Annotated in this window: 21 protein-coding genes and 1 pseudogene; 14 read left to right on the forward strand and 8 right to left on the reverse strand. The window is 58.7% G+C overall.

All coding sequences use genetic code 11. The annotated features are described in order from the left end of the window. Window positions 1-26: 26 nt before the first annotated feature. Entirely contained in the window at window positions 27-1124 is a 1098-nt protein-coding gene (locus GOB87_RS13770) for an acyltransferase family protein (protein ID WP_166318042.1), read from the reverse strand. A 435-nt stretch (window positions 1125-1559) separates the two neighbouring features. Between GOB87_RS13770 and GOB87_RS13775 the strand changes: the two genes are divergently transcribed. After that, a complete protein-coding gene (locus tag GOB87_RS13775; protein ID WP_166317985.1) occupies window positions 1560-2231 on the forward strand; it encodes a hypothetical protein in 672 nt (223 codons plus the stop codon). A 50-nt stretch (window positions 2232-2281) separates the two neighbouring features. Here the strand turns inward: GOB87_RS13775 and GOB87_RS13780 are convergent, their stop codons facing one another. Together GOB87_RS13780 and GOB87_RS13785 are read right to left on the reverse strand one after the other, a co-directional pair. Further along, window positions 2282-3292 (reverse strand): glycosyltransferase family 2 protein, encoded by a 1011-nt coding sequence (locus GOB87_RS13780; RefSeq protein ID WP_166317988.1) that lies wholly within the window; start codon window positions 3290-3292, stop codon window positions 2282-2284. A 66-nt stretch (window positions 3293-3358) separates the two neighbouring features. Continuing rightward, complete coding sequence (locus GOB87_RS13785) at window positions 3359-4468, reverse strand: glycosyltransferase family 2 protein (RefSeq protein WP_166317991.1); 1110 nt, start codon at window positions 4466-4468, stop codon at window positions 3359-3361. A 160-nt stretch (window positions 4469-4628) separates the two neighbouring features. Here GOB87_RS13785 and ruvC point away from each other — a divergent pair, with 160 nt between their 5' ends. From ruvC to folP, 13 genes are all read left to right on the forward strand, one after another. Next, window positions 4629-5171, forward strand: a complete 543-nt coding sequence (ruvC, locus tag GOB87_RS13790) for a crossover junction endodeoxyribonuclease RuvC (RefSeq protein ID WP_166317994.1) — start codon at window positions 4629-4631, stop codon at window positions 5169-5171. Beyond that, window positions 5168-5785, forward strand: coding sequence for a Holliday junction branch migration protein RuvA (gene ruvA / locus GOB87_RS13795; RefSeq protein ID WP_166317997.1), 618 nt, complete (start codon window positions 5168-5170; stop codon window positions 5783-5785). Before ruvC ends, ruvA begins: the two co-directional genes overlap by 4 nt. Continuing rightward, a complete protein-coding gene (ruvB, locus tag GOB87_RS13800) occupies window positions 5782-6828 on the forward strand; it encodes a Holliday junction branch migration DNA helicase RuvB (protein ID WP_166318000.1) in 1047 nt (348 codons plus the stop codon). The genes ruvA and ruvB overlap by 4 nt, the downstream gene beginning before the upstream one ends. Window positions 6829-6845: 17 nt before the next feature. Next, window positions 6846-7265: a tol-pal system-associated acyl-CoA thioesterase gene (gene ybgC, locus GOB87_RS13805; RefSeq protein WP_166318003.1), complete on the forward strand. Its 420-nt coding sequence runs from the start codon at window positions 6846-6848 to the stop codon at window positions 7263-7265. A 155-nt stretch (window positions 7266-7420) separates the two neighbouring features. Then, a complete protein-coding gene (gene tolQ, locus GOB87_RS13810) occupies window positions 7421-8140 on the forward strand; it encodes a protein TolQ (RefSeq protein ID WP_166318006.1) in 720 nt (239 codons plus the stop codon). A 3-nt stretch (window positions 8141-8143) separates the two neighbouring features. Next, complete coding sequence (gene tolR / locus GOB87_RS13815) at window positions 8144-8581, forward strand: protein TolR (protein ID WP_166318009.1); 438 nt, start codon at window positions 8144-8146, stop codon at window positions 8579-8581. 102 nt (window positions 8582-8683) lie between these two features. Beyond that, window positions 8684-9727, forward strand: a complete 1044-nt coding sequence (locus GOB87_RS13820; protein ID WP_166318012.1) for an energy transducer TonB — start codon at window positions 8684-8686, stop codon at window positions 9725-9727. 26 nt (window positions 9728-9753) lie between these two features. Beyond that, window positions 9754-11124 carry a Tol-Pal system protein TolB gene (gene tolB / locus GOB87_RS13825; RefSeq protein WP_166318015.1) on the forward strand — a complete coding sequence of 457 codons (1371 nt, stop codon included), beginning with the start codon at window positions 9754-9756 and terminating at the stop codon, window positions 11122-11124. A gap of 239 nt (window positions 11125-11363) precedes the next feature. After that, window positions 11364-11843 (forward strand): peptidoglycan-associated lipoprotein Pal, encoded by a 480-nt coding sequence (pal, locus tag GOB87_RS13830; RefSeq protein WP_166318018.1) that lies wholly within the window; start codon window positions 11364-11366, stop codon window positions 11841-11843. A gap of 261 nt (window positions 11844-12104) precedes the next feature. Continuing rightward, complete coding sequence (locus GOB87_RS13835; protein ID WP_166318021.1) at window positions 12105-12938, forward strand: tol-pal system YbgF family protein; 834 nt, start codon at window positions 12105-12107, stop codon at window positions 12936-12938. A gap of 24 nt (window positions 12939-12962) precedes the next feature. Further along, complete coding sequence (gene tilS / locus GOB87_RS13840; protein ID WP_264806467.1) at window positions 12963-14204, forward strand: tRNA lysidine(34) synthetase TilS; 1242 nt, start codon at window positions 12963-12965, stop codon at window positions 14202-14204. Between the two features lie 169 nt (window positions 14205-14373). Then, window positions 14374-16308, forward strand: a complete 1935-nt coding sequence (ftsH, locus tag GOB87_RS13845; RefSeq protein ID WP_166318045.1) for an ATP-dependent zinc metalloprotease FtsH — start codon at window positions 14374-14376, stop codon at window positions 16306-16308. Between the two features lie 87 nt (window positions 16309-16395). After that, entirely contained in the window at window positions 16396-17442 is a 1047-nt protein-coding gene (gene folP, locus GOB87_RS13850) for a dihydropteroate synthase (protein WP_166318027.1), read from the forward strand. Here folP and cysE read toward each other — a convergent pair. From cysE to GOB87_RS13875, 5 genes and pseudogenes are all read right to left on the reverse strand, one after another. Next, a complete protein-coding gene (gene cysE, locus GOB87_RS13855) occupies window positions 17430-18227 on the reverse strand; it encodes a serine O-acetyltransferase (RefSeq protein ID WP_373320743.1) in 798 nt (265 codons plus the stop codon). The two genes, folP and cysE, sit on opposite strands and share 13 nt — an antisense overlap. Before the next feature lie 121 nt (window positions 18228-18348). Then, on the reverse strand, window positions 18349-19758 hold the full coding sequence (locus GOB87_RS13860) for an MFS transporter (protein WP_242006452.1): 1410 nt from the start codon (window positions 19756-19758) through the stop codon (window positions 18349-18351). A gap of 79 nt (window positions 19759-19837) precedes the next feature. Next, window positions 19838-19999, reverse strand: a complete 162-nt coding sequence (locus GOB87_RS13865) for a hypothetical protein (protein ID WP_166318036.1) — start codon at window positions 19997-19999, stop codon at window positions 19838-19840. A gap of 78 nt (window positions 20000-20077) precedes the next feature. After that, a complete protein-coding gene (gene sodC, locus GOB87_RS13870; RefSeq protein ID WP_166318039.1) occupies window positions 20078-20611 on the reverse strand; it encodes a superoxide dismutase[Cu-Zn] in 534 nt (177 codons plus the stop codon). A gap of 183 nt (window positions 20612-20794) precedes the next feature. Then, window positions 20795-20896, reverse strand: a pseudogene (locus tag GOB87_RS13875) (IS5-like element ISMex42 family transposase); the annotation flags it as partial.

Below are 20896 nucleotides of genomic sequence, written 5' to 3' on the forward strand. Positions count from 1 at the left end.
CTGTCTGCATCGGGTTTTCTTGATGATTATGGAAATTTCTTTTCTACAAAACAGACTTTTTCATAATCTAACCCGATGTACAACCCTTCTGTGAGATTTCCGCGTCGATGACAAAGCCATGCTGCCCCGAGCAAGGCGCACCAGAATAGGGTTTCGGATGCGATCTGCGCGGCTGCAGGCATGAACGATGGCTGCAGCCGCGCCAAAAGGGTGTCATGCAATGGCATAAGCAGTTTATGGCACAAATAGACTGCAAACGAGACTTCCCCGAGAAACAGGAGTGGAGAAGAACTGAGCATGCGCGCAGCGAAACGGTCCTGCGAGAGAAGGGTAAGGAGAAATGGCGGAATAAACAGAACAAATGCGATATCTGTACCTGCCATGAAGGAAAGGAGCACAAGGGCCGCCAGAACAGCAAAAGCAGGCAGTGGTTGGCTGAAAAATGGACGCAGTCGAAGGGCAGATCGGCATGTGATCAGGCCGAGCGTAAACTCCGCAAGGCACCGAATGGCGGGCCAGAGGGAGCCGACCCAATATACATCCAGTGGACCGCTTTTAGGGAAAGAGGTAGGACAGTAGGCAGCGACAATAAGCGCGCAGGCTGCAAGAATAACTGACAGGATAACTCGTCGTTTTTCCAGTGTTAGCCATAGCAGGAGAGGAAAGACGAGATAGGCGGCAAACTCGGCGCCAATAGACCATGATGTGCCGACAATGCGCTCTCCGATTCCCAGTCCGTGTAATGGAAAGAGGTTCATGGGCAATTTTGTCTGCAGCCATCCAATGTCTTGATGGTGCTGAAGGTTATGACGGACCTCCTGAATGGTCGCCAATATCAGCACAAAAAAATAGAGAGGATAAATGCGGGCCATTCGTCGCAGAAGAAAGACAGCGTATGCTTCCTGTAGCGGCCGTTTTGTGAACAGATGGGTGGAGGATAACCCCATCACAAAGCCGCTCAACACAAAGAATACATCGACGGATAGATAACCGCGGGCAACGACAGGGCCAATCAATGGCAGAGTGGGCAATGATCCCGCTTCGACCTGATGGTAGAGAACCACCAGACAGGCGGCCAGTCCTCGAAGACCGGTCAGGGCGCGTATTTCTTGGCCAGATTGCATGACATCTCGACGTAGTTCACTTTGTGTTAAAGTCTCATATCGTTAAATTTACGTCAAAGGGGAACTTTTTAAGTTTCTAGCGTTCGTTAGTTATTTCAAAATATGTCAGAGGCCAAAAAAGAGAAGTATCTATTCAATGCATTGCGGAAGCGGGGCCGTTATTCGCTTTATATAAAATGACGAAGATACTGCTGGAATGTCCAAAAAATGAGCCGGCGTGATAACTTAGTTAAGAGAAATGGCCGATTTCTGCTGCATTCATCAACAGGAGCTTGGATTTTCGGCCATGGCTGTTTGACTGCAGATAATGTTCAAACAGGTTGGGGAGGTCCTTGCATGGATCGGGAAACTCGCCTGCGAGAAACAAGAATGGCGCTTATGTGGCGGAGGCTGTAACGTCCCGCCATCTGTACCACGATGAGTTTGACGGAAACCATGAAGATCAGAAGTTCGTTCCGGCGGATGGCGCCTGCGTCTAGTTCCCTGTTTGTCTTCCTGGCGCTTGCCGGAATGACCCCGCTCCCCATTATGGAGGAAGCGCGGGCGCAAGGTGTGATTACGAACACCGAAACCACGACAGCAACCGTTGAGACCATTGATGCCAGCAATGGGGAGGTGTTGTTGCGCGATGTCGATGGCGACCTGTTTACAATCGACGTCCCCCGCAAGGCGCATGCGTTACCTCATCTTCAGCCGGGTGATCGTGTGCGTATGCATGTTGTGAAAACATTGGATGCGGCGCTGGCTGCTCCGGGGTCCGAAGTGCCTGAATCGACGGTTTCAACCGCGCGTAGCTATGTCAATCGTCATCCTCGCGGGATGCTCGTTTCGTTCCGACGTAAGCGTGACCGTGTCGTGGCTGTGGACCTTCCCCACAATAGGGTAACGGTTCAGGATCCATCTGGAACGACACGGGATGTTGTTGTGCATCGGCAGGTTTTTCTGCCCCTGCTGGCTCAGCTCAAGCCGAACGACAACGTGGATGTCACCACGATGGAGGCCGTATCGTTCATTGTCCTGAACAGGGAAGCTACACCATCAGTGGTGGTTCATGATGGTGCTACGGGCAGTGTTGCTCCCTCATCGCCAGCAACTCCTGCTCCCTGATGACAGGAGGGAAGGGAGGCAGCGCTTCCCTTCCTCTGGCGCATGAGAATTCAAGTCCCTAGAAGACTGTTTTTCTGATGTTTCCAAAGCGGTTTAGAGAATAAAGACGAAAATCCCTGTCTGCATGAGCGGGATTTCAGGCAGGCCTTGAATGTAGCCGGTGAGTCCGGATGGTTTTGTCGCCATTTCTGCGGATCGAAAATCTCTTCGTGGATGTATGCATTGGAACCAATATCAAGCAGGTGAGTTGCGTCTCCTGAATGGGAAGTGGTTTTGTCGCTCCCAAAATAGGCAGACCGAATTCCAAGCGCCTGCATGTGTGTAATGAACGACGGAATGCGGAAAAGATGCCCTTTCCTGAGATTCTCCTTCCATGCTTGTTCATCTGTCAGAAGATAGGGGGCGAGATGGTGGCCTGGTCCACAATATGCGCTCAGGGCCTTATGATCTGTTATGTCAACATAATAGGCCAGTTTACGTCGCGCATGTTCGCAGAGCAGCGCAAAAGGCTTGTTGTGCATGTGCATGTAGACAAAATCGGTTTCCCGCCAGCCGGTCTCTGCGTTTGAAGTGGCGGCATGAAAACCATGATCGAGTGTCTGCAGGGTTCGTGCTGCGACAAAAGTCTTGGTCAAATGACATGCGCGAAACCCGGCGGGAATATCGGGTATATTGAAAAGGCAGGGAGATATTTTCAACGCGCGACGCTCTCCCAGCAAGGCGTTGAAATGCGCGTGGATAGCTGACCGAGAAAAGCTTACGCCGGTCTTGGTGCAAACGCCCAAGAATTCATCGCAGTCCAACGGAAGAACAAAGTCGTAATCTCCTTGAGTGTCCCAGTTGGAAATCACATTGCGGAAATGATCGTTTTTTCCGTGAAAGTCTTCAATCCGATTATGTTCCCGCAGAATGGAGACTCCGGCGGTTTCATACTGTGTGAGAATATCCAGAACAGCCGGATCGGTGGAACCGTTGTCGAATATCAGGATATTCTCAAATCCGAACAGATAGGCATAGTGACGAACCCATGCGTCGAGCAGCAGTTGCTCGTCACGTTGCATCATGATGCATCTGACACGCGCCATAGATACTGGCTCTATTTTTCCTATTGCTGAGTTGATTCGGTCTTAATTTTTGGCGCGTACTTTCAAAGTATTGCGTAGTTTGCGCGCTGGCTTGGGTCGGTTGCTTGGCTGAAGTTCTGCGGAAACAAGCGGGGTAAAGGTTTCTTCGTCTTCCGCTGTCCGTATTCGGCGTCCTTCAGCGTGTCCGTGACTGAGATAATGACGTAGGGGAGGCGTGCCGACAGCCGCAACATCAGGATTATGCTCTGTGTAGATGTTTCCATCGAAGGGCGTGAACCGGTCTTTTCGGCGTGGGGCCACCTGCCACAAACCGAATGTGGACTCTGTAGGGAGTGCCGCATCGCCCACCAGAAAAGGCGTGGCAATTCCGAGCGCTCGGAGCTGGGCGACAAAAGCAGGGAACTGGATGAATACGCCCTTTGAAAAAGCGGCAAGCTGACGAGCGGCCGTCATTGTGAGATGCCGGTTTTCACGCGCGTAGGGATCGAGCTGGGCAAGCGTGCGACGGGAATCGGCAGGCGCTTTTTCGGCCACTTCAAGGCGTTGGCGTGCTTGTTCGGCTCTTGCTTCGATGGGCCGGTTGCTCATGTGCAGGCAGGTGAAGGGTGTATCGCACCATTCTTCGGACTTGCCCGACATTGTGCCTGCCAGTCCCTGATCGATGTGCCCCAGCGCTCCTGCGGCAATAAAATTCCTGCGGCGATCCTCCAGCATGAAACAGCCGGGACGTTCCGGAACGTTCATCAGGCTTGCCAGCATGACAAGAGTGCGCTTTTCGCCAAGAAATGCGTCGAACGCCTTATCAACGACAGTGCGCGCACAGGAAAGGCCCTCATCTGTGAATGTTGCGAGAAAATCATCGCAATTGAGCATCAGGGCGAAATCGTAATCTCCCTCGGCATCCCAATGACGGATCACATTTTCGAAGTGCTGGGCTCGGCCAATGAAATCATCAGGGCGATCATGACCACGGTGGATTGTCGCGCCTGCGCGTTCATAGGTATCGAGAATGTCCGGAATCGCGGGATCGATGGACCCGTTGTCGAAAACAGTCAGATTCTCGAAACCGAACAGATAGCCGTGATGACGGAACCATGCTTCCAGCAGCAGGGGTTCGTCGCGCTGCATCATCAGACATCGGACACGTGCCATTGATCTGTCGGTCTCCTGTTTTCGCGGGCATGAACAACGCGCGTTTCGAGAGGCTTTAGCACGATTGGGTTAAAGTGATCTTTCGGAGGTCGGGGTGTGGAAAGTACGTGCGCGGGCCACGCCTCTGGCGCTTCCAACATCCAGCGGGTAAGAACGAAACATGATCGAACGCACCCGCCTGATTGGTATCGACCCCGGCCTTCGCTTTACTGGCTGGGGGGTCATCGACGTAGAGGGAAATCGTCTGATGCATGTGGCGGACGGCGTGATTGCGACCGATGGAGACGAGCCGGTTCCTGCCCGTCTGTGCGCTTTGTACGACGCTTTGACGGCTCTCATCCAGACTCACAAGCCCACGGAGGCTGCTGTTGAGGAGACCTATGTCAACCGCAACGGTTCTTCCACGCTGAAACTGGGATACGCCCGTGGTGTGGCTTTGCTTGCGCCCGCGTTGGAAAACCTCACCGTTGCGGAATATGGCGCGATGGCCGTCAAGCGCGCGGTTGTGGGAACGGGGGCGGCCACGAAGGATCAGGTCGAGATGATGGTCCGTCGCCTGCTGCCCACCGCGACAATCTCTCGGGCGGACGCTTCCGATGCGCTGGCGGTTGTCATCTGTCATGCCCATCACCGCGCCAGTACGCTGCGCGTGGCGCAGGGGCAGCGCAGTGCCTCCGCCCGCGCATGGGGAGGGCGCTCATGATTGCGTCTCTTGCCGGGTTGCTGGCGCAGGTCGAGACGGATCGCTGCGTTATCGACGTGAATGGCGTGGGATATCTGGTTCAGGCTTCCACACGCACGCTTTCCGCATTGCCGCAGCCACCGGAGCTTGCGCGTGTTCTCGTGGAAACCGTGGTGCGCGAGGATGCGATCCTCCTTTACGGCTTTGCGGATGGAGCCGAGCGGGAATGGTTTCGGGTGCTCACCTCCATTCAGGGCGTGGGGGCGAAAGTGGCTCTTGGCTTGCTGTCCACCTTGTCGCCTGGAGAGTTGATCGCGGCAGTCGCAAGCGGAGACAAGGCGAGTCTTACGCGTGCACCCGGTGTGGGCGCGCGGCTGGCCGACCGGTTGTTGACCGAACTGCGCGACAGGGCCGCAAAAATGCCGGGCGGAGGGAGTGGCACAGCGGCGGCCGCTATCATTGCCTCCGCTGATTCGGCGGGATCCATCGAGGGGGATGCCCTTCTGGCGCTTGCCGGGTTGGGGTTCCGGCGCGCGGAGGCTTGGCCTGTGGTCTCGCGTCTGATCGCTGACGCGGGAAAGGCGGCTTCTCTTGATGTCATCATCCGCGATGCGCTGAAGGAATTGGCCCGATGACGGAGCAGCGTGGGGCGCTCGATCCTGCCCGCATGGAGGAGGATCTTGGCGAAGGCGCGTTGCGGCCGCAGACTCTTGCCGATTTCACAGGTCAGAAGACCAGTCGCGAGAATCTTTCCATTTTCATTGAGGCCGCCCGTAATCGCGACGAGGCACTGGATCACGTCCTGCTGCATGGGCCACCGGGTTTGGGCAAGACCACGCTGGCGCAGATTGTGGCACGCGAGCTGGGTGTGGGGTTTCGGGCGACGTCTGGCCCGGTCATTCAGCGTGCCGGTGATCTCGCGGCCATCCTGACCAATCTTCAGCCGCGCGATGTGTTGTTCATCGATGAGATTCATCGCCTTCAGCCGGCCATTGAGGAAATTCTCTACCCGGCAATGGAGGATTTCCAGCTCGATCTCATCATAGGGGAGGGGCCGGCGGCCCGCTCTGTGCGCATCGATCTCGCACCGTTCACTCTTGTCGCCGCCACCACGCGGGCTGGCTTGCTTGCCACGCCTTTACGGGACCGATTCGGTATTCCGTTGAGACTCGTTTTCTACACGCCGGAGGAACTTCAGCTCATTGTCGCACGCGGCGCGCGCAAGCTGGGTTTTGCTCTTACGGATGCCGGAGCCGGGGAAATCGCGCGGCGTTCGCGCGGCACTCCTCGTATCGCTGGGCGCCTTTTGCGACGGGTGCGGGATTTTGCCTCAGTGGGCAATCCGGACAGCGCACCTGTGGGGGCTGATCTGGCGGACGCGGCTCTGACACGTCTGGAAGTGGACAGTCTGGGGCTGGATGCAATGGATCGCCGTTACCTGCGGCGGATTGCGGAGTTTCACAATGGTGGGCCGGTCGGTGTTGAGACGCTGGCGGCTGCCTTGGCCGAGGCACGCGATACGCTTGAAGACGTGATTGAGCCGTATCTCATTCAGGAAGGGCTGGTTCTGCGCACCAGTCGGGGGCGTGTTCTTGGGGAGCGAGGTTGGCGTCACCTCGGGCTTGTGCCACCACCGTCAGCACAGGGTGGGCAGTACGATCTGCTTGCCGAGGACTGAGGCAGGAGGGCAGGGCGATGATTACGCACAGCATCGATTTCCGGGTGTATTACGAGGATACCGATGCTGGAGGAGTGGTTTATCACGCTCGTTACCTCGCGTTTGCCGAGCGCGCCCGGACGGAGGCCATCCGCAGTCAGGGCATGGCTCCCATCGAATTGCTCAACGATCATGGGTTGGCCTTTGTCGTGCGGCAGGCATCGATGGATTTTCATGTACCGGCCCGGCTTGACGATATTCTGACCGTGCGCACGCACCTTGCTGAACAGGGCGGGGCAAGCTGTCGGCTGGTGCAGGATATTTTCCGGGGCGAGACGCTGTGCGTGCATGTCGATGTGCGACTGGCCTGCATCCGTGTGACGGATGGACGTCCTGCCCGATTTCCGCCTTTGTGGCGTGCTCTTCTCGACCGGCTCGCGGTTAACCGGTTGTCGTGATCTCAAGGCATCTTCTGCTTTGGTCGGGAAGTCATTAAGGATCGCGGCGTGATTCGATGATGGATCGAGTCGGGATCGTTGCTGTCCTCCATTGCGGTGGATGAGGGTCCCGCTGGGACGAGACATAAGTACGTCCGCAAGGACAGGAGGCATTTTTGGATCATGCGGTAGACGCGGCAAATCTCGGCGCGGCGGCGGCCGGGAATTTGTCCCTGTGGGGTCTGTTCATGCAGGCGTCCCTGGTCGTCAAGCTGGTGATGCTTGGCCTGATCGGGTGCAGCATTTGGGTGTGGGCCATCATCTTCGACAAGATCGTGACTCTTCGCCGCGTGGAGCGTCAGGCAACGGCTTTTGAAGACCGTTTCTGGTCCGGTGGGAGTCTTGACGATCTGTATGAAAGCGATGGGGCGAAGCCCACCCATCCGATGGCAGCCATTTTTGGCGCGGCTATGGGTGAATGGCGCCGGTCTTCACGGATTCCGGGCGTGGATCTCGTGCATGGCGGCGTGCAGGAGCGCGTTGACAGGGCCATGTCGATCACCATCACCCGCGAAATGGATCGTCTGGAACGCTGGATGATCTTTCTGGCCACCATTGGTCCGGTCGCGCCGTTCATCGGTCTGTTCGGCACGGTGTGGGGTATCATGCATTCGTTCAGTTCGATTGCCGCGATGCACAACACCAATCTCAGTGTTGTGGCGCCGGGCATTTCGGAAGCGCTGTTCGCGACCGCCATCGGTCTCGTGACCGCCATTCCCGCCGTGATCGGCTATAACGTCATCAGCAATTCGCTGGCGCATTTTCAGGACCGTCTGGAAGGTTTCGGCACCGAGTTTGCCGCGATCCTGTCACGTCAGTCCGAGGAAAGGGCGTAAGCCATGGGCGTGTCGCTCGGAGGAGGGAGAGGTCCGCGCAGGCGTCGTCGGCCGATGTCGGACATCAACGTCACACCGTTGGTGGACGTGATGCTCGTCCTGCTCATCATCTTCATGGTCACATCGCCCATGATGACGAGCGGCGTGAATGTCGATTTGCCCAAGACCGATGCCAAGCCGGTGAACACCGACACCAAGCCGATTACCGTCTCCATCAAGGCGGACGGTTCGATCTATCTTGGGGACAATCCGGTTTCGTCCGATCAACTGGTGGAGCAGCTCAAGGCTGCAGCCCAGAACGATTCTGAGCACCGCATCTTCGTGCGAGGCGATGCTCATATCGACTATGGCAAGGTGATGCAGGTGATGGGGCAGATCACTGCCGGCGGCTTTACGCACGTTGCGCTTCTGGCGCAGCAACCCGCTGCTTCGGGGCAGTGAGTCCGCCTCGATGATCCGCTTTTTCGCTTCTTTCCTGTTCCAGCGCTCCGGCGGTCGCATGGCGGCTGACCGGGATGCTGGCTGACGTCGGGAATCTCTCGCATGGTACGGCCTCGCCGTTCCGAAACAATTCTCATGCGGCGCTCGACCATAGCGTCTGCCATGCTGCATTTTCTTGGGCTGGCGGCGTTCTTGATCGTCATTCCTCAGCCGAAACCACCTGAGGAGCCGCAAGAACCGCCTCCGGTCGAGATGGAGTTCGAAGGGGCGTCAGGGGAGACTGGCGCACCCGCCAAAGCCGACAAGGCTGCGAGCGAACCTGCGCCCGCAGCGCCGGAAAAGTCCGAGGCTCCGCCAACGCCGGAATCGCCCAAGCCGTTGCCGCCTGAGGAGACGCCACCACCACCTCCACCGCCACCACCCGTGCCGCCTCCGCCCGCGCAGGAAGCGCCTCCGCTGCCTGACACACCGATTCCGCCCAAAGTGGAAGAGCCGTCACCAGATGCGGAAAAGACCCCGCCCACGCCACCGGTGAAGGCGCAGCCGAGCCACGCCGAGGTGCCTCCGTCGCTCTCCAAGCCGTTGGAAACGTCGCATGTTGCAGCACCTCCGACGCCGTCACCGCAGCCGACGGACACATTGCCGGACCTGCCTGTGCCCTCGCACATCACGCAGCCCAATCCGGCAAAGAAGACGCAGTCGGATTCGCATTCGCTTCTTGAAACCCTGGATTCGTTCCGGGCGGACACGAAGCAGACGCACACCCCCAAGTCTGAAGCGAGTGCCCGTTCCGGAGGATCTCCCAAAGGTGGCGGCACTCCGAATGGTGACATTACGGGCAAGATGAGTTCGGGAGAGCAGAAGGCTATCGGGGCTTCCGTGCGTCGCTGCTACACCGAGGACACGGCGGCCAAGGATTACGCCAGTTTCGTCGCTCATCTGGTTGTCACGGTGGACGCGACCGGCGAGGCCCGCATGGTCAGCTTCGCGCCGGAGACGCAGGCACGTGTCAATTCCGATGCGTCCTATCGCGCTCTTGCCGAACGCGCACGCGCAGCGGTGCTCAGTCCCACCTGCGCCAAGCTGCCGATTCCGAAAAACCTGCTGGGTCAGACCCATCAGTTAAAATTCATCTTCCGGCCATAGGCCACACAACCGAGAGGACAGGAACCATGGTTTCGACTCATGAGCATTACATTGGAGACCGTGAGGCGGAAGCGCTCGCAGAGGCCTACGTTCCGCGTCGTCTCAACCGTCGTGCCCTGCTGGAAGGCGGCGTGGTGGCTGGTGCCGGACTGGCGGGCAGTCTGTCGGTGGCGCCTCTTGCTGCTCGGGCGGCCGATGCTCCCGCGGCCGAAATTACGGTCGATCAGGCGCGCACGGCCCCGATCCCTATCGCCATCCCGTCCTTTGGCGGCAGTGTGGGACAGAACATCACCCAAGTCCTGACCAACGATCTGTCGGGCACCGGTCTGTTCAAGGTGCTACCGGGTTCTTCCATGTCGGGTACGCCCGATTTTGCGCCTTACAAAGCGATGGGCGCACATGCGGCTGTGACGGGCACGGCTTCGGGGAGCGGCACCATCCGGCTGGAATTCCGTTTGTGGGATGTTCTGGCGGGTAAGCAGATTCAGGGTACGGCTTACACCACCAGTGAAGCCAACTGGCGCCGCATCGCGCATATCATCGGCGACGTGATCTACCAGCGGATGTTGGGCGAGAAGGGCTATTTCGATACGCGCATCGGGTTCATTTCCCGTTCCGGCTCGGTCCACCAGCCGCGCATGCGTCTGGCGGTCATGGATCAGGATGGGGCGAACTGCCGCATCCTGAGCAGCAGCCAGACGAAGCTGCCTGCGTTCAGTCCAGTGCGCGATCAGATCGCATTCCTGTCTTACAACTCAACCGTGCCACGCATTTATGTGTTCGATCTTGCCACAGGTCGTCAGCATATTATCAGCGATTTCAATGGTGTGCCGCTTGGTCCGCATTATTCGCCGGATGGCAACACACTGCTGGTGCCGGTCGCGCGTGGAAGCGGATCTGAACTCTACAGCGTCAATATCGCTTCCGGCGCCAAGCGCCAGCTTACCTCCAGCGGTGGGGCTATTAACGTCAGCCCGAGCTTCAGTCCGGATGGATCGCAGATCGTTTTCAACTCTGACCGCGGTGGCGCTCCCGAACTTTATATCATGAGCGCAGGCGGCGGGAACGCACGCCGCTTGTCCTACGGCAGTGGGCATTACGGAGATTCGGTCTGGTCGCCGCGCGGTGACCTGATCGGGTTTACCCGTATTTCGGGCGGTGCGTTTTCGCTGGGTGTCATGAATCCGGATGGCACCGGCGAGCGGATCATGACGCAGGGCTACACTGTCGAGTCGCCCAGTTTCTGTCCGAACGGTCGTGTGCTGGCCTTCTGTCGTAGTGCCAGCGGTGGGGCTGCCTATGGAATCCGGACCATCGATATCACTGGGTTCCATGAACGCGGAATCCCCACGCCGGAAGGCGGTTCCAGCCCGACATGGTCACCGCTGAACGTCTAATTATAGTCTGTCGCGATCCTGCGACAGTGCAGGTTTGCAATGTTGTGATTGGAAAAACCCTTCTGCCGAAGGGAGGGCGCTTGACCTTCTTTCGGCGTTATGGCTTACGAGATGGTAACCTCTGGTTGCCGGACGCTACCTCGTCCAGTCGCCGGAAGTGGTGAAAAACCGGCCTGTTTTCCGCGTATCATTCACTTTTCAGTGTTCCGCACAGCGGGACTGATCTCAGGATCAAGACAATGCGACTGAAGCTTCTCGGTGCACTCGGCGTAGCAGCCCTCCTGGCTGGCTGTGCCAACGATCATCCCAACACCGGCATCGCGACAGGCGAGGGTGCAGCGGTGCAGCCGAGCGGTCCGGTTCCGGGCAGTGAGGCTGATCTGGTTGCCAATGTTGGTGATCGCGTCTTTTTCGCTCTGAACCAGAGCGGCCTGACGAGCGATGCGAAAGCGACTCTGGACAAGCAGTCTGACTGGCTTGCCAAGTATCCGCAGGTCTCCGTTCAGATCGCCGGCAATTGCGATGATCGTGGCACGGAAGAATACAACCTTGCACTCGGCCAGCGTCGTGCGAATGCGGCCCGCGATTATCTCGCGGCCAAAGGTACGACCAGTTCGCGCATGACCACGATCTCTTATGGTAAGGATCGTCCGACGGCGACGGGTGAAGGCGAAGATGTCTGGGCCCAGAACCGTAATGCAATCACGTCGGTTCAGTAATTTTTCGGGACGGCTTGTTTCATCAGGTTGATGGCCGGACGGATGCGAAAGCGTCCGTCCGGCCTTTCCTTTTTGTGGAATGGCGTTCATCCCTCACATGTTTGACGCCTCTGCTGGATGGGCTAAACCCGAGGGATCGCAGATGGATGCAGCTAAATGCTGACATCCTGTTGGCCGGAACAATGCCAGAGGAGACGGCTTAAAGGCCGCACAATGCTCGTGATGACAGCACTCGTTCAGTCTTTTTGTCGTTCCCGCCGCATGTCCGGTCTGTTGGCCGCTACAGCCCTTCTCGGGTTACTTCCTCTGACGGCATACGCCCAGATGACGAGCCGCGAAGGGATCGAACTGCAGAATCAGATCATGGATCTGAAGCAGCAGCTTTCGCAGGTCCAGAGCGGGGGAGGTTCTTCCTCGGTTCTGGCACCTCCCGTGGCTCAGGGTACGCCCCAGACAAGCGGTGCGAGTGGTGATCTGGTCGCTCAGCTTGTGGATCGCGTGAACACGCTGGAGGAGCAGCAGCGTGAAATGCGGGGACAGATTGAAGATCTGACCAATCAACTCAAGGAAAAGAGCGCGTCTCTCTCCAAGCAGATGAGCGACATGCAGTTCGCGGCACAGAATGGCGGCGGTGCGGCCGCTGGAGGTGCCGCGGCGGCAGCGGCTTCTTCACACGCTACGTCTTCGTCGTCTCATGATGAAGCGGCCGCCAGTACGCCTGCGAATTATCTCAAGGCCGGCCATGATGCGCTGCTCAAGCGTGATTATGCTGGTGCGCAGGAGAATGCGGAATCCGCGATTGCGCATGGCAAGGGAGCTACCAAAGTCGATGGCCAGTATCTGCTGGGGCAGTCCCTTGCGGGCCAGAAACAGTATCGACAGTCCGCCGTTGCTTATTACGATGCTTATCGCTCCTCTCCCAAAGGCACCAAGGCGCCGTTCGCACTGCTTGGCGTGAGTGCTTCTCTGATATCGCTTGGAGACAAGAAGGCGGCCTGTCAGGCGCTGGACAAGTTGAAGACGGAGTTTCCGTCGGCTGGCGAGCAGGTGTCTCATTCAGCCAGCGTCTTTCGCAAGAAGGCGTCGTGTTCCTGATATGTATGGGAGATGTGTGACGGGGTGACGGAGCGGCCTGTTACTCCCGAACAGTTTTATGATGTCATGCACGGCCTTGGGCTGTGGCTTCCCGACACGCCGGATGCGCCCCCCGTTGCTCTCGCTGTGTCCGGAGGAAGCGATTCCCTCGCAATGGCATGGTTGGCCAGCCATTGGCGCACGCGTTTGCTTGCGCTGGTGGTGGATCATGGCCTGCGTGAAGAATCGGCTCGTGAAGCTGAAATTGCACGTCAGATGCTCGAAGGCTTCGGGATTACGACATGCGTCTTGCAACTGACAGACCTGCAGGCTGGCGCCGGAATAGCGAAGCGGGCGCGGGACGCGCGATATGAGGCTCTGATCGCGGCGTGCCGGGAAGCAGGGTGCGTCGATCTTCTCGTTGCGCATCAGGAAGACGATCAGGCTGAAACGGTCGTCATGCGGCAAAGACGCGGTGAGGGACTGGGACTGGCGGGTATGGCCCGCATTGCGGAACTGGCGGACATTCGGCTGGTGCGCCCGTTGCTGGGAGTCTCTCGCATGGCTCTGCGTGCAACATTGAGGCGGGCCGGAGTCAGTTGGTGCGAGGATCCTTCGAACGCCAACCGCAAGGCCGAGCGAGTAAGGGTGCGGCAGGATCTGACGGCGCAGGCACGGACTGCGGCCATCGGGCTTTCCAGAAAAATCGCGATCAGACGGATGCAGCAGGCCGGGGAGAGTGCGGCATGGCTTGCTGCAGTCGGGTGTTTACCATTCCCCGGATGGGTGGCGCTTGGGGAGACTTTGCCGTCTTGTTCTACGCTGGCGGCCCTTATTCGCACGATCGGGGCGCGTCCCTATGCGCCTTCCCGTGCGTCGGTGGAGGCTGCGATTGCTGCAAACCGACCGGTAACCCTATCGGGGGTAAGACTGCTGCGCGCACGTCCTCTGCCGGGATTGGAAGAGCAATGGCTTATGGTGCGCGAAGAGGCAGCCATGGAGACTGCTCTACCTGCTCGGGATGGTGTTTGTTGGGATCGGCGGTTTACGTTGCGTGCGGGGGGCATACCGTCAGATCTATTTGTGGCGGCAGCGGGGTGGGGATTGCCTCGGTCCTTGCGTAAGGGATGGCCCGCAGTGGCCTGTGCGACGCTTCCCGCGTTATGGCGGAAGGGGCGGCGTGTGTGTGTTCCGCATCTGGGGTTGTGCGAGGAGGAGAGTCTAAAAAACGTGACATTCGACCTCATCCCGCCCGTGCCGGTGACCGAGACGACGCGCTGGGATTGATGGCGGGGAAGGGTGCATGAACACATATTTAATACCCGCGCCACTTCCATGCAGGACATGCGCCCCCAATCTCTAAGGCACGGGATTGCAATCGCCGCCCGAAACCGGTCTGATAAAGGCTTTCAGGGGCGTTCTCCTCACGCAGGAACAATATGGAACGGACAAAGTGATCAACAATTTCGGACGCAATCTCGCCCTGTGGGTGTGCATCATCGTTCTCCTGCTGTTCCTGTTCAACATGTTCCAGCCGGGCAACGTTCAGCATGCGGCTCAGCAACTCGCCTATTCCGACTTCGTGGCGGATGTGGATCATGGACGTGTGCGTTCCGTGACCATTCAGGAGCACAACATTTCCGGAACGTTGTCTGACGGCACGTCGTTCGACACCTATGCCCCGCAGGATCCGGGTCTCGTGTCCCGTCTGACGGGCAAAGGCGTGGAAGTTGTAGCCAAGCCGCTGGAGGCCGAGGGCAATCCTTTCCTGCGCTATGCGCTGAACTGGTTCCCGTTCATCCTCATCGGTGCGGTGTGGATTTTCATGATGCGCCAGATGCAGTCAGGCGGTGGCCGGGCGATGGGCTTTGGCAAGTCCCGGGCGCGCATGCTGACCGAGAAGCAAGGGCGCGTGACCTTTGCTGACGTCGCGGGTATCGATGAAGCCAAGGGCGAACTCGAAGAAATCGTTGAGTTCCTCAAGGATCCACAGAAATTCACCCGTCTGGGCGGCAAGATTCCCAAGGGCGTGCTGCTTGTCGGTCCTCCCGGCACCGGTAAGACGCTGCTTGCGCGCGCCATTGCAGGTGAAGCGAACGTCCCGTTCTTCACCATTTCCGGTTCGGACTTTGTGGAGATGTTCGTCGGCGTGGGTGCGTCCCGCGTGCGCGATATGTTCGAGCAGGGCAAGAAGGCAGCGCCGTGCATTATTTTCATTGACGAGATCGACGCGGTTGGTCGCCATCGTGGCGCCGGTCTGGGCGGTGGCAACGATGAGCGTGAGCAGACGCTCAACCAGATGCTGGTGGAGATGGACGGCTTCGAGAGCAATGAAGGCGTGATCCTCATTGCCGCGACCAACCGTCCTGATGTGCTCGATCCCGCTCTGCTGCGTCCCGGTCGTTTCGATCGTCAGGTTGTGGTGCCGAACCCGGATGTGAACGGGCGCGAGCAGATCCTGCGTGTTCACATGCGCAAGGTGCCGTTGGCGTCCGATGTTGATCCGAAGGTGATTGCGCGTGGGACACCGGGTTTCTCGGGTGCGGATCTGGCCAACCTCGTCAACGAGGCCGCTTTGCTGGCGGCGCGCGCAGGCAAGCGTACGGTGGCGATGAGCGAGTTCGAGAACGCCAAGGACAAGGTGCTGATGGGCACCGAGCGTCGCTCGCTGGTGATGAGCGATTCCGAGAAGAAGATGACCGCTTATCACGAAGGTGGTCATGCGCTGGTCTCGATCCTGACACACGGCACGGACCCGGTCCATAAGGCCACGATCATTCCGCGCGGTCGTGCGCTGGGTATGGTGATGAGCCTGCCGGAAGGGGACCGTTACTCCAAGAGCCGTGCCAAATGCGTGGCCGAGCTTGATCTCGCCATGGGCGGTCGCGCCGCCGAAGAAATCATCTTTGGCCCGGACAACGTGACCAGTGGTGCTTCCGGCGACATCAAGATGGCGACCGATCAGGCCCGTCGCATGGTGACGGAATGGGGCATGAGCGAGAAGATGGGCATGATCGCTTATGGCGATAATGGTCAGGAAGTGTTCCTTGGACATTCGGTCACGCAGAACAAGAACATCTCGGAAGAGACGGCGCGGGAGATCGATGCCGAGGTCAAGAAACTGATCGACGCCGCCTATGATCGGGCACGTAATCTGTTGATTGAGCACATTGAGGAACTGCACCGTCTGGCGGAAGCGCTCCTTGAGTACGAGACGCTGAGCGGCGAGGAAATCCGTCAGGTTCTGCGTGGTGAGGCGATTGAGCGTGTCGAGGTGGATGACACCATGCCGGAAAATCGGCGTGCTTCGGTCCCGCCGGTTATCAACCAGCCGGGAGCGGGCGGTGCCCCTCCGGCCTCGGTCGGGGATGCATCTCCCCAGCCGGGTTAAAGGGGCAGTTTCTGAAAAGGCCGGAGCGGGATGTGTCCCGTTCCGGCCTTTTTTCGTTTCCGTGTCGGTTGGTTGGGATGAACAGGAATGAACGATCTGCGTCTGGTGGAGCCAGCGGGGCTGCTAAGGGGGGCAGGGGCGGCCGAGGCAATCACCGCTGGTGTGGCCTTACCGCTCGCGGGTGGAAAGACAGCCTTCTCGGTCGTGTCCCTGATCGAGCGTGATGGAACAAAAAGCGCACCGAGGCCGGTGGACCGGATTCCCGCCTCGTGGTTGCCGGAACTGGAAGTCGTAACAGCACCTTCTTCGCTGGCGGGGTTGCCTTCAGGGGCGATGGTGATGGGGATCCTCAATGTCACGCCGGACAGTTTCAGCGATGGGGATCAGCATCGCACTCCGGAACGGATCGTGGCACGGGCGCAGCAAATGCAGCAGGCCGGTGTGGCGATTCTCGATGTGGGGGCGGAAAGCACACGACCGGGCGCTGCGGTCGTGTCTCCCTCCGAAGAATGGTCGCGGCTGGAACCTGTCCTGGCCGAACTGATGGGCAGAGGGATTCCTGTTTCAGTGGACACCCGTAATGCTCGCACCATGGAAGCGGCGCTGAATATGGGGGCGATGCTTATCAACGATGTGAGTGCGTTGGCTCATGACCCCGAGGCGCTGCCCCTGTTGGCGCGACGCTCTTGCCCGGTCGTGCTGATGCATATGCGGGGCACGCCGAAGACGATGAACGCGCTGACGGATTACAGGGACGTAGCGGTGGATGTGGTGCAGGAACTGCACGACCGGATAGCACAGGCGGAGCAGGCAGGGATTGAGCGCTCCCGTATCCTGATCGACCCGGGGATTGGGTTTGCCAAGACAGCCGAGCAGAATGCAGAGCTTCTGCGGCGGTTGCCCATTCTTGCCAATCTTGGCTGTCGCGTGGTTCTGGGCACCTCACGCAAGCGCATGATCGGCACCTGGGCCGGTGTGGCTGAGCCGACGGCGCGTGATCCGGGCACCATCGTTACATCTTTGCCCGGGCTCGATCTGCCCGGAACTTTGCTTCGGGTCCATGATGGAGCGGGAATGGTGCAGGCCATGCGTGTGTGGGAAGCGATGGCCGGTAATGCTGTTCAGATGATGTAGTCGATCGGTGGGAGCGTCTGATCCATTGTCAGCGACGGCATGCCTTTCAGGCGGGTGCCGACCTTGCGGGCAGGATTGCCGACCACGGTAGTGTAAGGAGGCACCGCTTCCAGAACGATGGAACCCGCGCCGATCTTCGCACCTTCACCAACCTCGATTGCGCCCAGTACCTTGGCGCCGGCTCCGATCAGTACACCGCGGCGGATCTTTGGATGACGGTCTCCGGCATGTTTGCCGGTTCCCCCAAGGGTCACCCCCTGAAGAAGGGAGACGTCGTTCTCAATGATGCTTGTTTCGCCCACGACGATTCCGGTTCCATGATCGAACAGCAGACGTCGGCCGAGGCAGGCGGCGGGATGGATGTCCACGGCAAACAGTTCCGAAGCTCGGCTCTGGAGATGGAGAGCCAGATGGCGACGGTCGCAGTTCCAAAGCCAATGTGCCACCCGATAGCACTGGATGGAAAGAAAGCCTTTGAAAAACAGGAACGGCGTCACGTAGTCGGGGCAGGCAGGATCGCGCTCACGAATGGCGACGAGATCGGCGGCGCTGGCTGCGAGGGCATCGGGTGTATCCGCATAACAGGCCAGCACGAGATCGGTAAGATTTTGTGACGATACGTAATGATCGCCCAGCTTGCGGCCGATCAGTGCGGAGAGTGCGTCAGCGAAACTGGCGTGGTTGGAAATTCCTGTGGCCAGCAGCCCCATGACCAGCGGATCGCAGCAAACGCGGGCCTCAATGATCATCCGTTCCCAAAGGGTGGTCAGATTCACGGCTGACATGGTGAGGTCAGGCTGTGTCATGCGGGCGTGTTCCATGGCGATAAGGACAAAAACCCCACACGCGGCGGGGGTGGGGTGCTCGACAAATGTATGTCTAAATCGTTTCCCTGAAAGAGCGCAATTATCGGTCCGGATTGCGTGCCTTCCGGATGTTGCGTGGGTTTCCCCCATTTCCGTGTGTCAGACGGGATGCACTGAGGGCCGCCGCGAAGGCAGCACAAAGAGCGGCGATGTTGAGGCAATCCTGTGTTCCGTTGGCGGTGAGACGCAACGTAAGGGCCGTTCCAATACCCCCGAGCGTCTGGCCGCCCTGCCGCGAGACCTGCACCATTCCACTCGCTCCCCCTTCGCGGCCGGCTGCGGCGGAAAGCAGCATGGCCCGATTGTTGGGAACCTGAAAAATGCCGAACCCCAGTCCGGCCAATCCCACTCTCCAGAGAACGTCGAACGCGCTTGGTGTGTCGGGCAGCAGGTGCAGCAGGATGAAGCCGGCCATCGTGCACAACAGACCAAGGGAAGAGAGGATACCGGCTGGAATGCGATCGGCGAGAGGGCGTGTGACCGAGGCCGAAGCGATCAGGCCGAACGCCCATGGCAGCATCATCAGACCAATGCTCGTGGCATTCCAATTGTAGTGATCGTGCAGCGCGAAAGGAAAGGAAATGATGAAAAAATTGGAACTGACATAGCCGCACAGGCCGACCAGAAAAGCCGTGCGGAAACTGCGCCCGCGAAGCAGATCGACAGGGAGGATTGGGAGTGCGCGGCCATGTTCACGGCGGACAAGCATCAGCAGCGTGAAGAGCCCTCCAACAAGAAAGGCTATTGTAAGGGTGATGCCATCGGCATGCGCCATACCATTGCCGGCCAGTCCCAGTCCGAAGAATGACAGCATGCACAACAGAACGCCCCACGGATCGGGCATGTCGCCTTGTCGCGGAGTACGCGGCAGCGACGTGGCGGCAAGGAGCAGGGTAAGCAGTCCAAGCGGCAGGTTGATCCAGAAGAGCCATGGCCAGTCTGCTACGGCCAGAACGAGTCCGGCCACCGTGGGGCCGAGCGCCATCCCCAATCCAACGATCAGTGTGTTGAGGGCGACGCCTTTTCCGAGTTCCTTGCGGGGATAAATGAAGCGGATCAAGGCTGAGGTGACCCCCAGCATGCAGGCGGCACCGAAGCCCTGGAACGCGCGAGCGCAGGTCAGGACCGGTAGAGAAGGGGCAAGAGCACAGCCGCACGACGCGAGCATGAAGAGCACGATGCCGCCCATGCAGACGCGTTCATACCCGAGCCATGCTCCGGCTGCGGCGAGCGGCAGGATGGAGGACAAACTGGCAAGTTGGTAGGCGTTGACGATCCAGACAGTATCGGACGCGGAAGCGTGAAGATCGGTTCCCATTGCCGGGAGGGCGACATTTGCAATGGCGTAGTCGATCTGAGCGAGGAGAACGGCCAGGCATACGGCGATAATGGCCCTCTGACGGCCGGGATTCGGCATACCGTCAGTAGGTTCGAAAGAAATGGCGCTCATGCTTGTCATATCTCCGGCCATGTCTCGGGATGACGTGGATTCACCCGCACAGGCACGGGAGAGGAAAGATGAGGAACGATCAGGGCTGCGTTCGAACGCTTTTCAGGCCGTCCTTGTAGCCCAGCGTTTCCCACTGTTCCTTTTGAGTGAGGTGCCGGTTGGCGGTGGTGGTGTCATCGCCGAACCATGAGCATCCGGCGAGAGAAAATCCGCAGAGAACGACCCAGGCAACGCGCTTCATGTTCGATTCAGGCCTCCGAGTGATAATTGGAGAGACCATGCCCCAGAAAGCGGTTGCAGGCGAGTGGGGGTATGAAGATCAGTGAATGACACCGCAGGCAATGCGGTCGCCTGCTCCGCCGATCGGCTGGGTGGTGTAATCGTCTGGTTTGGCATGAATAACCAGAGACGATCCGTCCGTATCAAGGAGGGCAGGGCGGTTATCTGTCCCATGCAGAGAGACAAGAGTTGTGTGGAGTTCGACGGTGGCTGTTCCATCGGATGCCACGAACAGATTGGGGAGATCGCCATCGTCGTTTGCTTTGGGGTTCAGCAACCCATGCACCACTGGCGAGGCTGCGTGGACGTGTGAACCGGCGCTTGTAAATTTCGGTGGTGTGCAGACACCTTTCTCGTGAAAGTGCAGGCCATGCCAACCCGCCGGAAGATGTGTGGCTTCGATGCGCAGGAGGACGCCGGTCGGCGTTTCCGTTAGATGTGCGGTTCCATGATTGGCACCGTCTGTTCCGATGAGAGAAGCGGAAGCTTCGTCTGCGGCGTGAGCAAACGGCCCAAGGACCGTCAGGCCGAGGGTGAAAGCAGCAAGCAAAAAAGGGGGGCGGAGCAGGGCCATTCGAAGCGTCCTTACTGACGATGATTTCAACGGACGGGAAGAGTGGCGCAATCCAGAACGAGTCGCAATACGACGATGTGGCGCCATCTCAGCTTCGTGATGAAAGGAGAAATAGATGGTGTTGTCAGAAAGTATTGAATCGATAGCGTTTTGTGAGGGAATCTCTTTGTATATTAGGGCCTGTTAGGGCTTGATCCAGTCTGCTGCGGCAGCGATGTGGATGACCGCGAGGAACGACGTTGCTGTTTTTTCATATCTGGTTGCGACAGCGCGCCACTCCTTGAG

It is taken from the genome of Acetobacter estunensis, from assembly GCF_011516945.1.
GTDB lineage: Bacteria > Pseudomonadota > Alphaproteobacteria > Acetobacterales > Acetobacteraceae > Acetobacter > Acetobacter estunensis.